This is a genomic window from Nocardia sp. NPDC004123 (assembly GCF_053603795.1).
Genome location: NZ_JBSGGG010000013.1, coordinates 158,397 through 170,411, shown reverse-complemented (window position 1 = coordinate 170,411; position 12,015 = coordinate 158,397). Strand labels below are relative to the sequence as shown.

Genomic DNA, 12,015 nt, shown 5'->3' with positions numbered 1-12,015 from the left:
AAGCTTTCGGAGCTGCCGCGGTCCACGGATCGCAGCAAGCGACCTGGTCCCGTCGTCTAGCGGCCTAGGACGCCGCCCTCTCAAGGCGGTAGCGCGGGTTCAAATCCCGTCGGGACTACTGAGAAAGGCCCTTCAGCGAATGCTGAAGGGCATTTCTGTATTTCGCGTCTCATCCGCGCCCGAAAATCATTGGCGTGCACCGCGATACCGTGGCTACCGTGGGTCCCGGTCGTTCGAGGGGTGCCCCGGAATCTCCGGATCGTATTCCCCGTTCGAGAGCGGCCACGTCATTCAGGTTGGCGCAGAACAAATCTGCCGGGGTTCGATTCCCTTCACCGGTACGCCTCGCCCGGTCGGGTGCGGTGCCGTGGCCCTGCGGGCTCTCCGACTTCGGTCGGGGGACGCCCCCGCCGCGGTCCCGTGACCGGGCGAGGCGTGTCCGGTCACGCCGAAACCACTGTGGGGGAAGGAGATACGCATGTTCACGACGGTCATGGAATACAAGACGGTCATGGAATACCAGCGCACGCTGCGATTCGAGGACGGCACCCTGCGGGAGGTTCTCGGCCCCGGCCGGCACCGCTACAACAAGGAGCGCTGCACCCTGGTCACGGTCGATATGCGCCCGCGTCTGCTGCAGGTCGGCGGCCAGGAGCTGCTGACCCGCGACGGTCTGTCGCTGCGCGTCAGCTTCGTCGGCGACTGGGCGGTCACCGATCCGGTGACCTTCACCACCGGAGCCCAGTCCGCGGAGACGGTGCTCTACACGACCGTCCAGGAGGTCGCTCGCGATCTCGTGGCCGCGCACACCCTCGACGAGCTGGTCGCCGACCGCACCCGGCTCGGCGCGGGCACCGAGCGCGTGGCGGCCGCCGTCGAACGTCTCGGCATTCGCGTCGAGAGCCTGCGCGCCAAGGACCTCATGCTCCCGGGCGAGCTCCGTAAGGCCGCCCTCGAAACGGTGCTGGCGCGCGAACGTGGCCGCGCCGAACTCGAGCGCGCCCGCGCCGAGGCTGCCGCCCTGCGCTCGCTGGCCAATACCGCGAAGCTCCTGGCGGACAACCCGGTCCTGCTGCGCCTGCGGACCCTGCAGGTCGCGGCCGCTCCGGGCACCAAGGTGGTCCTCGACTCGCGGGAGAATGTCTGAGCAGTACGGGCACCGAGAGGCACGACACCGCCCCGGCCGGAACATCCCGTTCCGGCCGGGGCCGGTTCAGGCCAGCGCGGTCGTATGGTTCTGCTCCCACACCTGGATGTGCGGCCCGAACTCGCTGAGGAAGGCCTGCACGTGCGGAGTCGAGCCGTGAGCGTCGAGCGCCTGGCGTGAATCCCAGTGCTCGAAGCACAGGAACAGTGACGGGTCGTCCTGGTCGCGGTAGAACTCGTAGGTGTGGCAGCCCGGTTCGGCGAGGGTGGGCGCGGTCAGCGTCAGCATCGCCTGCGCGACCCGGTCGGCTGCCACGGGATCGACCTTGATGCGGATGAAAGCCGTGTGCACGGAAGTCCTTTCGAGGAGAGTCGCTGTGAACTGGCTCACGCCAGCGCTGTTCTCATGACTAACACCGGGCCCGCCGGGACGGGCTGGGCGCGTCCCGGCCACCGGAACAAGACGCCGGCCGGCGTGGTTGAACAACGAGGCCCGATTCCGTCACCGTGCGGGTTCGGGCCGGAGCATCCGTAAGCTGGTTGGGCACTCCGGGCAGCGACGGGACGATAGAGGAGACATGAAGGAAAAGGGGCGCAAGGTCATCGCCAGCAACAAGAAGGCGCGGCACAACTACGCGATCCTCGAGACCTACGAGGCCGGGGTCGCGCTGGTCGGTACCGAGGTGAAGAGCCTGCGCGAGGGCAAAGCCTCGCTGGTCGACGCCTACGCCTCCATCGACGACGGCGAGGTGTGGCTGCGCGGCCTGCACGTACCCGAGTACGGGCACGGCACCTGGACCAACCACGCGCCGCGCCGCACCCGAAAGTTGCTGCTGCACCGCCGCGAGATCGACAAGCTGCTCGGCAAGACCAAGGAGTCGAGCCTGACCCTGGTCCCGCTGTCGATGTACTTCTCCGACGGCAAGGTCAAGGTCGAACTGGCCCTCGCCAAGGGCAAGCAGGACTACGACAAGCGCCAGGACCTGGCCCGACGCGACGCCGAACGCGAGGTCACCCGCGAACTCGGCCGCCGCATCAAGGGCATGCGCGGCTGACCCCCGGGACCCCCGGCTGACGGCGCGTTAATGGAATGAACCAAGGTTTGTTCGGTGTTAGGATAGGTAGCCCGGTGAGAGCCGGGTAGTTCATCTGAATCGGTGAACACAGACGGGGCTGAACGGTTTCGACTGCGTACGTTGATTCAGGGGAAGCGTGTCGGTGCAGGCAGGAGACCACCGTATAAGCGTCGCTGTAACCCTATAAGCGCCGATTCTCATCAGCGCGACTACGCTCTCGCTGCCTAAGCAACGAAGCGTGTCTGTCAGCCCGGGTTCGCCCTCGACCCGGTCCCTGGCATCAGCTAGAGGGCTCTACCGTCCGACGCGGTCGCGGCGCCGGACGGGACATCCAACAGCGACTGGGATCGTCATCTCGGCTTGTTCGCGTGACCGAGAGATCCGAGCAGAGGCATAGCGAACTGCACACGGAGAAGCCCTGAAGATGCGGCGGAGGACCCGGGTTCGATTCCCGGCAGCTCCACTGACGGAGGCGAGTGCTCATGGCGAGCACTCGCCTTTTTCGTTCCGCGTGCCTGTGACGGTGCCACGCGTGGTCGCCGTTCGCCGTCTACGAATCTCGGTGGAGGTAGAGGGCGGCGAGCCGGGGGAGTCGCTGCAGCATCTGCTCGTGGTCGGAGAAATCGAACGGCTCGCCCATGTCGGGGAAGTCGAGGTCCTCATCGGTTGCCGTCATCGGCTCGCTGTCCGGGTCGGTGGCCTGGAACTGTTGCCATGCTGCGGTGAAGGTGTCCTCGCCCGTACCTCGTTCGTACGCGGTCATGGCTGCGTAGAGGACGGTTTCGTCGGCTATCGCGTCTTGGTCGTATTCTGCGGCGGCGGCGATCACGACCGGATGGTCGGCCAGGTTGTCGGGGTTGGCGTATACCTTGTCGGTCCAGTCTTTGCCGAGCGCGATGATGCCGGCGCGGAAGTCTTCGAACCCATCGTCTGAGCAACCGTCACCGATCAGGTATGCGGCGGCCCACACGTCCCAGCGGTAAAGGGCGTCATGGATATTGAGGAAGTGGTCCTGGTATTCGAGGATTTCATTCGGGGCGAGGTCCGCCAGGTGATCGACCAACGCTTCGGCGAACGGTGCACGGTCGGTGCCGGCGGCGTCGATGATGCGCCAGAACGAATCGCTATTCACGAATGACACTGTGTCAGAGTGGCAACTATGAATGCGAGCATCCGCGGGGTATCGGGTCTGCTGCGTCGGCTGCAGGATGACGGGCAGGACCTCGCGGCCGTACATGCCACGGCTGAAGGCTTCTTGGACCAGCATTATGCCGCGCCGTACGAACTATGCCTGGTCCTCGCGGCACTGGTCGAGTGCTCGGCGGATCTGCTGACTGCCGAGGACATTCGGGATGCGATCACGAGCGATCCTCGGTGGGGCACTGCGGCGGACCGGAGTCGACTCGTGGCACAGCTTCGCGAACTCGCCTCGGATGTGTACTCATCCACGCGGGAGGACGCACTGGCGATCCTGAGTGCCCTCGGAACACCGGGTTGACGCCTGACCGCGCCGGGCCACGACTGCTTCGACCGCAAAGGTCGAGCCGTGCAGCGCTATCCAACTCACGTGAACGCGGGCTGAACCGACCACAGGATGACGAACGCGAGCATGCAGATCGCGCTGGTGATGTGGTCGCGAAGAATGAGGCGGGCCAGGCGGGACTGTTCGGGGAGCGGATCCGCGCGGGAGCCCAGCCGGACCGCGTTGGGGACGGTGCGCAGGGCAGCCGGGGCTATCGCCGCGAGCGCCAGTACGAGCGCGAGCAGGGAGGCCCAGAGAGGGTGGTGGCCGCGGAGCAGTTGGAAGACCAGGCCCGCCAACAGGACCACCATGACCAGGGCGATCAGGGTGCTCATCGGGCGAGACGTGGTGGTGGCCCGGCGGTAGTAGGCGGCGATGGAATCGATTACCTCGGTGGGTAATTCGGGTTCCGCGCGGTAACGCAGCACTTGGCTGTCGAAGATCAAATCCATCCAGAGGACGGCCAGCAGGAATCCTCCGCACGCGGTGAGCATGGATGGATGCTAGCGACAGCGAAGGCCCGGTCCACTCGGATCGGGCCTTCGCCGTTCGTTGCTGGATCAGCCGCCCGCTCGGCGGCGGAAGGTGCGTTTGCCGCCTGCCTGAGCGTGCGTGCCGCGCACCTTGGCGGAGTGTTGGGCGGAACCGCCTGTGGAGGCGTGGCCATTCTTTCGGTCGAGTGCTTCCCGGAACTTCCGTTTGGTCGCCTCCTCCGGCGACTCGATAGCATCACCCGCGAGTAGCTCGGCTGGGACTTCTTGTTCGTCGGCCATGGGCCCAGCCTATCGTTGCGTTTCGTCTCTGGCGTGTTGCCGAGCGCGAGCGGATCATGCTCACCATGGCGCTCGGCGAGACCGAGCGCAGATCTTATTGTGTTCGTGGGAGGTTCGGCCCGAACCGGAGGCCACATGAGCAGGATGTATCTGTGCTGTGACATCGATGGCGATGCTCACCTGGTGCCCGACAATGAACTGGTCCAACGGACGTCCGCTTACCTCGTAGCGCTTTGCGACAATGCCGTGCTGCTGGTTCGAGATGGCACCGGGCAGAAGGGGAGATGGGATCTTCCCGGTGGTGGCCTCGAGCCCGGCGAGGAGCGTCTGGATGCTCTCGATCGGGAACTGCTGGAGGAGACGGGACTTCGCCTGGCAGGTGAGCCCGCTTATCTTTGCGAGTTCGTCGAATACTTCTATGACCTTCAGTCCCGGCGAGGTTGGGAGTCGACGCGGTGCTATTACGTCGGTGGTGTAGTGGGAACCGTGCGTCCGCACGGCAATGATGTTGATGTTGCTGCCTGCCAATATGTTTCGCTGCCGCTGTCCGCAGCCGAAGTTGGGGCGGTGGCACGGAAGATGACGCAATTGGCGCTTTTGTCTGGTTGATCAGGGAGGTTCCGGGGCGATGCTCGGATTGCGGTGGTGAGCCGGCTCATCGGCTGAACAATTGCCAGTGCAGGGCCCAGGGTACGAATGCCATTGCAGTTGCGAGCAGTAGTAGCGTCTGTCGGCGTAGTGGTGCGTGCATCTGGGCTCGCGCGCGCCATGCCGACAGGGCCAGGATGGCTGCGGTTACGGGGACTGCCAATGCCAGTCCGTGGAGTAGGAGCCAGGGCAGTGGCTGGCCGAGGGTGAAGGCTGTCTGCGGTAGCTTGCCACCTATGGCCAGGATTCCTACGACGTAGGTCACGGTGCCCAGGGTGGCCAGCAGTCCGATGGCGGATACTGCTCGAGCTGCCCGGCGTGGTCCGCGACGGGCTTCGGATGGACTGCGTCGCCGTATCATCCGGCCGAGGGCGGCGAGTGGGTAGGTGGCGAAGCCGAGCAGTAGGGCAGCCAGTGCTGCGTACTCGAGACCGGGGTGGGCGCCTGGTGCGCGGCTGGCCGGCTGCCGGGGTGGGGTGGCGGCGCTGGTGGGTGGTGCTTGATCGGCGGCTACCGCGTGGATCCAGTCGGTTATGACGTCGGTGTAGCCGGGGTCGAGTTCACCGAGCGGTTTGCCCTCGAAGAGCTCGCCGCCGACGCTGTCGAAGCCGTTGGTGGTGCGATGGCCGTTGTGGCCGGCATTCGGGATGAAGCGTGTTGTCACCGAGTGATTTCCGGCGACTGCCAGTTCGCGTTGGAAGATCGCCGCGCTCTCGCCGCTCGGCACCTTCACATCGTGGTCACCCCACAGCGCCAGCACGGGCACTCGCACTTGCCGCAGAGCGGGCGTCGGGTCGTAGTCCGCTTCCGGGAACGCGCCGAGTCCGTCGACCACAGCAGCGCCGGGGCCGCTCACTGCCTCCGGCAGGTGGCCGGAAACGCCGTTGTGCCGCAGGAGATTCGAGAGATACCAGGTTTGGGTGCGCAAGGGTGTCAGTCCGGACCCGCCGATGGTGACCACGAAATCGACCGTCGACGAGCGGGACGCCGCGAGTGTCGCCACCCAGCCGCCCTCGCTGAACCCCCACAGGCCGACGTGAGCGGCATCCACATCGGGCCGATCGCGCAGCAGTCGCACCCCGGCGAGCGCATCGTCGGCCAGTACCGAGAAGTCCCGGTGGCCGGTCGAGTATCCGACGGTGCGTTTGTCCACAACCAGCGTGGTGATGCCCGCACGCGCGAAAGCCGCTGCCTCGGGATGGTATTCGGCCCGAGGCCCCGGCCCCGATCCGCCGATGAGCACGATCCCCGGATGCGGCCCGGCACCCGTGGGCCGGTAGACCGCACCGTGCAGCGTCACCCCGTCGCTGTCGAAGGCCACCTGCTCCTGCTCGGGATCGGCTGGTCCGGGTTGCGCTTCGGCCTTACCACCACCGATTCCGAAGCACAGCAGGACAAGCATCGCGACCATCATCACTCGCACACCGGAAACATAGGGACGTCAACCACTTCCGGGCATCGCACCACGGTACTGACGCTCCTCATCCCTCGGTACTGGACGGAGCGGGCCTTCTCGTTTCTTCGGGCCGGTAGCGGGCTGACTTCTAGTGGAGAGTTTCCAGGTCGCGGGTAGTGCCGGGCAGCGCCAGATCTTCCAGGGCCTGAGGGGATTGGGGCGGGTAGAACTGGGCGTACCAGCGGCGGAGGGACTTGATGCCCTTCTCGTGGGGGAGGAGGACGGGGCGGGGGCGGTGGATTTTGTGGTCCCAGATGGCCAGTTCTTCGCGGACCTCGCCGAAGGCGACCAGGCGGAGGGCGAGTTTGAGAACTGGGGCGGCGAAGGGGAATCCGGGGCGGCGGCGGATGTAGTAGAGCATGCGGAGTTCGCTGGTGGTGTCGTCGATGGGGGTGGTGAGGGCGACGGCGGTCATGGTGATCAGTGCGCCGGTGGTGCGGACGACCATGACACCGGGGCCGTACATGAAGACGTCGAAGCTGTTGTCGACCGGGTAGCCGAGGACGGGTTTGCAGAAGCGGGTGTGGATTTCGGCGAAGGGGCCGTCGGGGATGAGTTCCTGGACAGGGGGCTCGCTCTGGCCGTGGATGTGGTGGAAGTGGGATTCGTCGACGATGTTCTCGCGCATCTCCTGGATGTGGATGCGCGATTGCACGACATCGTCGATGGGGCGGGCGAAGGCGCGATCGGTGGCCTCGGGGATCTCGGGCACTTCCCACAGCGGTTCGCCGGCACCGGAATAGACGAAGATCAGCCCGCTGTGCTCGCGCACCGGGAAACCACCCAGCGTCACCCGCGGCGGGCGGGACGCGAAAGGCGCTGAGGCGCAGGCACCGTCGGCGTCGAAACGCCAGCCGTGGAACGGGCACTCCACCTGCCCGTCCACCACCCGGCCCCCGGCCCCGAGATGGGCGCCGTAATGCGGGCAGTGCGCGTCGCGGACGGTGGCCCGGCCATCGCTGCCCCGGAAGGCGATCAGCGCGCGACCGAAGTAATGCAGATTCACGATCTTTCCGGACCGGAGGTGCTTGCTGCGCAACACCGCATACCAGCCCTCGGGCACCGTCGGCATCGGATAGTGGTCGGCGCGCGGATCGCGCGCCAGCTCGGACAGGCCCGAACGATCACGTCGAAGGAACACGCCGCAAACCCTAACTGGAACCTGTTACAACACAATGAACGGAACCGTCGGTTTGCTGTGAATCGTGTTGGACGGGAACGCAACTCGATTCGTGATCGGCCGGGTACTCGTTATTCCATTGGCGGGCTCAGGGATTCGGGTTGCCGTAGGTGGCGGCGATGTCTTTGGAGCTGGGCCAGCGGTTGTAGGTGGGGGACTGGGGCCAGCCGGTGGGGACGTCTTGCCAGTCTTCCTGGCGGCCGTAGGGGAGGAGGTCGATGAGGGGGAAGGTGTGGGTCAGTTGTTCGACGCCGCGGCCGTTGGTGTGCCAGGTGCGGTAGACGGTGTCGCCGTCGCGGAGGAAGACGTTGACGCCGAAGCCGCCGCCGGGTGGGGCGTCGATGTCCGCGCCGAATGGGCTGTTGGCCGTGGAGTACCAGGGCATCTGGTTGCCGACGCGGCGCTTGTAGGCGAGGGCCTCGTCGATCGGGCCCTGGGTGACGATGACGAAGCGGGCGTCGTAGAGGTCCAGGAATTCCAAACGGGTGAACTGCGCTGTGAATCCGGTGCAACCGGGGCATTGCCATTCCTCGCCCGGGAACCACATGTGGCTGTAGACGATCAATTGGGACTTGCCGCCGAATATGTCGGCCAGGCGGACCGGGCCGTCCTCGCCTTCCAGGATGTAGTCGGGCAGTTCGACCATCGGCAGGCGGCGGCGCTGGGCGGCGATGGCGTCGAGCTCGCGGGTCGCGGCCTTCTCACGGATACGCAGTGCTTCGAGTTCGGTCCGCCAGGTGTCGATGTCGACGACGGGCGGCAGCGGGTTGGTGCTCACAGGATCCTCCCTCACCGGGTTCACAGAGTGCGTGTTGTAGGCATGGACGCCGCGGGCGCGCAGAACTCATCGGTGCCCCGTCGAATCAGTTGGTGCGATTCGCGTAATCGAGGGGGAGTTTGGCCGGTGGGCAGTCGATGACGGTGTCGTCGTCGGGTTCCCGGGTTTCGAGGTAGGTGATGCGACCGGTGGAGGCGACCAGGGTTTGCGGGTAGGTCGGGCCCTGGTCGCGGTCGGCGATGATCTGCGGGATGTCGTCCTCGTAGTGGCCCACGGTGCTCTCGGGAAAGTCGAGCATCCACTGCGGATAGCAGATCGTCGTGTGCACCCGGCGCTCGCGGAGCCAGACGATGAGCACGGTGACCGCCCCGGTCGGCTCCACCCAGGCGATTTTGTACATATCGCCGCTGAGCTGGATCATCTTGGCCGGTTGCGCCGTGGACCAGCGCCCGAACATCGGTCCCATCAGGCAGCGGAAGGCGACAGTCTGCGAATTGCGCACGTACAGGTCGAACTTCCAGCCGTTCTCGTACGCATAGATCAGATGTCGCCCGACGATTCCCGACAGGTCACCGGCCAGGGCCGGTGCGGCTGCGGCATCCTCGGCGCTCATCGCTAACTCCTCTCGGCCGACCTGCGTCAGGACCCGGGCGTCGCGCTCAGCCTATCCGCTGAGCACGGCTTCCCCGATGATCTCCACGGATGTTCCAGATCAGGGCAGAGGCGGCGGGCGGTCGGGCACCAGCAGGGTGGCGATGGCGGCGCCGATGGGGATGGCGTTGTCGGTGTCGGGCTTGGCGGCCGGGCCCAGGGTGGCGTAGACGACGATGGTGGTGTCGGATTTGGTGTCGTAGAGGGCGATGCCGTGGTAGCCGCCGTAGGCGGGGTTCATGAACAGCCAGTCGGCCATATGGGGCACGCCGAAGGCGAAGTACTTCTGGCCGGTGAGCGGGCCGAGACCGGCGGTGGAGGGGGCCATCATCTGCTGGAACTGGCTGCTGGAGAGCAGTTCTCCCGTGCCGAGGGCCCGGACCCAGCGGCCGACGTCGGTGACGGTGGAATTCATGTTGCCGGAGTGCAGGAAGGCCGTCGGGTTCCAGAAGGTGGCGTCTTCGAAGATCTTTCGCTCGTCGGTGTAGCCGTGCAGGATCGGCTCGTCGATCCGGGCGGTGCGGACCACCGCGGAATGCCGCATGCCGAGCGGTCCCAGGACGTACTGGGAGATCAGGTCCCCCAGCGATTTGCCGCTGGCCAGCTGCAGCACCTCACCCAGGACAACCAGGTCGCTGTGGGCGTAGGCGAAGCTGGTGCCGGGATCGAACAGGGGCGGGCGGGCATTGGCCAGGTCGAACAGCTCCTGGGCGGTCCAGGTGCGAAACGGATTGTCGGCGAAGCGTTTCAGGAAGCCGGGGTCGGTGACGTAGTCGGAGATTCCGGAGGTGCTGTCGGCGAGCATGCGCGGGGTGATCCGGTCGGCGCGCGGGAAGGCCGGCAGCCAGGTGGCGATCGGCTGGTCCATGGACAGGGTGCCGGCCGCGTCCAGATGCCACAGCACGGTGGACAGCATCGGCTCCATGGGCTGGCCCACCCGCAGCTGCATGTCGGTGGTCGCGGGGATGCCCAGCGGCGAGTCGCCCACCGCGCCGATGGCGATCGGCGCCTTACCCCGCCACACCCCGAAAACCGCTGCGGTGAGGTCGAGTTGGGTCAGTTTGGTGCGCACGATATCGGCGATCTGCGCGGCTTCGGGGGAGTTGGTGCCGGAGCTCTGCGTCCCACCGCCCCGATCGGATCCGCAGGCACCGGCGGCCACGGTCAGCACGATCGCCAGGACCACACCCACTCGGCATCGAGTAGACACACCCATCACCGGATCCCTTCATCGAAGAAGACGGCCCGAGCAGCGTGGATGACAATCTACGCCGCCGCTCGGGCCGTCTTCGCCACGGATCACCGGGGTGCCGGGATTTCGCCGGTCGGTCAGGCGACGGGCACCGGGTCGGGGCGGGCGGCTCCCGCCGTCGCGGTGATGCCGGCGGCGAGAAGGGCTGCGAGGGTAAGGATTCCCGCACTCACCAGGTACGTGAGCTGGAAACCCTGGGCCAGGGCCTCGGTGGGGGAGGCGCCGGCGGCCAGCCGGGCAGTGCGGTGATGGAGGGCAATGGTGGTCAGGACGCCGAGTCCCAGGGCCCCGCCCAGTTGCTGGGTGGTGGTGACGAAACCGGAGGCCAGGCCGGTGATATCGGCGTGGGTTTCGCCGACGGCGGCGATGGTGATGGAGACGAACCCCAGGCCCATGCCGAAACCGGCGGTCAGCATGCCGGGAAGGAGGTCCGGGTAGGAGGCGGTCACCGGAATCTGGGCAAGCAGCAGCATGCCGACGGCGCCGGAGGCCATGGCGGCGACCAGGATCGGGCGGACGCCGACCCTGGGGACAAGGCCGGCGGCGGTGGCGAAACCAGCGATGACCAGGGCACAGAACGGGAGCCAGGCCACGCCCGTGCGGAGCGGGGAGAAGCGGAGGACCTGCTGGAGGTACAGGGTCAGGAAGAAGAGCATCGACAGGATGGCCGAGCAGAAGAGGATGTTCGCGATGTTGGCGACGGCGCGGTCGCGGTCCCGGAAGAAGGACAGCGGGATCATCGGGGCCCGGGAACGGCCGGCGCGCAGCAGGAATGCGGTCAGCAGCATCAGGCCCAGGGTGATGCGGGCTGCGGTGGCGAGGCCGGCGGAGTGGCCGCTGTCGATGAGGCCGAGGTCGAAGGCGGCGATCGCGCCGGTGATCAGGGCCGCGCTCAGGCCGTCGAGACGGATGTCGGTGCGGGGCGGGCGATTGTCCGGGAGCAGCCGGTGTACCAGGACCAGTGCCAGGACTCCGGCCGGCACATTGATGAGGAAGCACCAACGCCACCCGGCATATTCGGTGATGACCCCGGAGAGGACGACACCGAGGGTCGCCGCCAGACCGCCCAGCCCGGCCCAAATGCCCAGGGCGCGATTGCGTTCGCGGGGTTCGGCGAAGAGTCCGGCGACGATGCTCAGGGCGGCGGGGCCGGCGAACGCGCCGCCGATGCCCTGTCCCGCGCGGCTGGCGATGAGCATGGCCGAGTCCTGCGCCAGGCCGGTGGCCAGCGAGGAGAGGCCGAAGACCGTCACGCCGATCAGGAAGACACGCTTGCCGCCGAACAGGTCCGCGGTGCGCCCGCCGATCAGTAGAAAGCCGCCGAACAGCAGCAGGTAGGCATTGATGATCCAGGTCAGGTCGGACTCGGACATGTGCAGGTGCCGCTGGATGGTGGGCAGTGCGACGTTCACGACCGTGTCGTCGAGGTTGAGCATCATCTGGACCGAGCAGAGCAGGCCCAGGGTGAGGTAGCGGAGGGTGGCTCGGCTCGCCACGGGAGGTGCGGTTGTCATGACTCTCCATTTATTGGTG

13 protein-coding genes, 1 tRNA gene and 1 other RNA gene are annotated in these 12,015 nt (G+C 66.6%); 5 read left to right on the top strand and 10 right to left on the bottom strand.

Annotated elements, in window-relative coordinates:
• The first annotated feature begins 45 nt into the window (after positions 1-45).
• Positions 46-118: transfer RNA gene (locus ACWEQQ_RS20505), tRNA-Glu, on the top strand.
• A 360-nt stretch (positions 119-478) separates the two neighbouring features.
• The gene (locus tag ACWEQQ_RS20500; protein ID WP_452349290.1) at positions 479-1,147 is read left to right on the top strand and encodes a slipin family protein; all 669 of its coding nucleotides are present in this window, start codon (positions 479-481) and stop codon (positions 1,145-1,147) included.
• A 66-nt stretch (positions 1,148-1,213) separates the two neighbouring features.
• On the opposite strand, the gene ACWEQQ_RS20495 is transcribed toward ACWEQQ_RS20500, so the two are convergent.
• Positions 1,214-1,498: a putative quinol monooxygenase gene (locus ACWEQQ_RS20495; RefSeq protein WP_379401741.1), complete on the bottom strand. Its 285-nt coding sequence runs from the start codon at positions 1,496-1,498 to the stop codon at positions 1,214-1,216.
• Positions 1,499-1,724: 226 nt separating this feature from the next.
• Here ACWEQQ_RS20495 and smpB point away from each other — a divergent pair, with 226 nt between their 5' ends.
• Together smpB and ssrA are read left to right on the top strand one after the other, a co-directional pair.
• Positions 1,725-2,201 carry an SsrA-binding protein SmpB gene (gene smpB, locus ACWEQQ_RS20490; RefSeq protein WP_154787106.1) on the top strand — a complete coding sequence of 159 codons (477 nt, stop codon included), beginning with the start codon at positions 1,725-1,727 and terminating at the stop codon, positions 2,199-2,201.
• Positions 2,202-2,315: 114 nt separating this feature from the next.
• Positions 2,316-2,688: a transfer-messenger RNA gene (gene ssrA, locus ACWEQQ_RS20485) on the top strand.
• Between the two features lie 84 nt (positions 2,689-2,772).
• Here the strand turns inward: ssrA and ACWEQQ_RS20480 are convergent.
• From ACWEQQ_RS20480 to ACWEQQ_RS20470, 3 genes are all read right to left on the bottom strand, one after another.
• A complete protein-coding gene (locus tag ACWEQQ_RS20480) occupies positions 2,773-3,489 on the bottom strand; it encodes a DUF4240 domain-containing protein (protein WP_452349289.1) in 717 nt (238 codons plus the stop codon).
• 296 nt (positions 3,490-3,785) lie between these two features.
• A complete protein-coding gene (locus ACWEQQ_RS20475) occupies positions 3,786-4,238 on the bottom strand; it encodes a hypothetical protein (protein ID WP_452349288.1) in 453 nt (150 codons plus the stop codon).
• A gap of 66 nt (positions 4,239-4,304) precedes the next feature.
• Positions 4,305-4,517, bottom strand: coding sequence for a DUF5302 domain-containing protein (locus tag ACWEQQ_RS20470; protein ID WP_452339091.1), 213 nt, complete (start codon positions 4,515-4,517; stop codon positions 4,305-4,307).
• Between the two features lie 135 nt (positions 4,518-4,652).
• Here ACWEQQ_RS20470 and ACWEQQ_RS20465 point away from each other — a divergent pair, with 135 nt between their 5' ends.
• On the top strand, positions 4,653-5,126 hold the full coding sequence (locus ACWEQQ_RS20465) for an NUDIX domain-containing protein (protein WP_452339092.1): 474 nt from the start codon (positions 4,653-4,655) through the stop codon (positions 5,124-5,126).
• Positions 5,127-5,172: 46 nt separating this feature from the next.
• On the opposite strand, the gene ACWEQQ_RS20460 is transcribed toward ACWEQQ_RS20465, so the two are convergent.
• The 6 genes from ACWEQQ_RS20460 to ACWEQQ_RS20435 all read right to left on the bottom strand — a co-directional run bounded on the left by ACWEQQ_RS20460 (position 5,173) and on the right by ACWEQQ_RS20435 (position 11,996).
• A complete protein-coding gene (locus ACWEQQ_RS20460; protein WP_452349349.1) occupies positions 5,173-6,579 on the bottom strand; it encodes an alpha/beta hydrolase family protein in 1,407 nt (468 codons plus the stop codon).
• A 130-nt stretch (positions 6,580-6,709) separates the two neighbouring features.
• A complete protein-coding gene (locus ACWEQQ_RS20455) occupies positions 6,710-7,762 on the bottom strand; it encodes a Rieske 2Fe-2S domain-containing protein (RefSeq protein WP_452349287.1) in 1,053 nt (350 codons plus the stop codon).
• 127 nt (positions 7,763-7,889) lie between these two features.
• Positions 7,890-8,579: a DUF899 domain-containing protein gene (locus tag ACWEQQ_RS20450; protein WP_452349286.1), complete on the bottom strand. Its 690-nt coding sequence runs from the start codon at positions 8,577-8,579 to the stop codon at positions 7,890-7,892.
• 85 nt (positions 8,580-8,664) lie between these two features.
• Entirely contained in the window at positions 8,665-9,192 is a 528-nt protein-coding gene (locus ACWEQQ_RS20445) for a phenolic acid decarboxylase (protein ID WP_452339096.1), read from the bottom strand.
• Positions 9,193-9,291: 99 nt separating this feature from the next.
• Entirely contained in the window at positions 9,292-10,446 is a 1,155-nt protein-coding gene (locus ACWEQQ_RS20440) for a serine hydrolase domain-containing protein (RefSeq protein ID WP_452349285.1), read from the bottom strand.
• Between the two features lie 113 nt (positions 10,447-10,559).
• Entirely contained in the window at positions 10,560-11,996 is a 1,437-nt protein-coding gene (locus ACWEQQ_RS20435; RefSeq protein ID WP_452349284.1) for an MFS transporter, read from the bottom strand.
• Between the last annotated feature and the right edge of the window lie 19 nt (positions 11,997-12,015).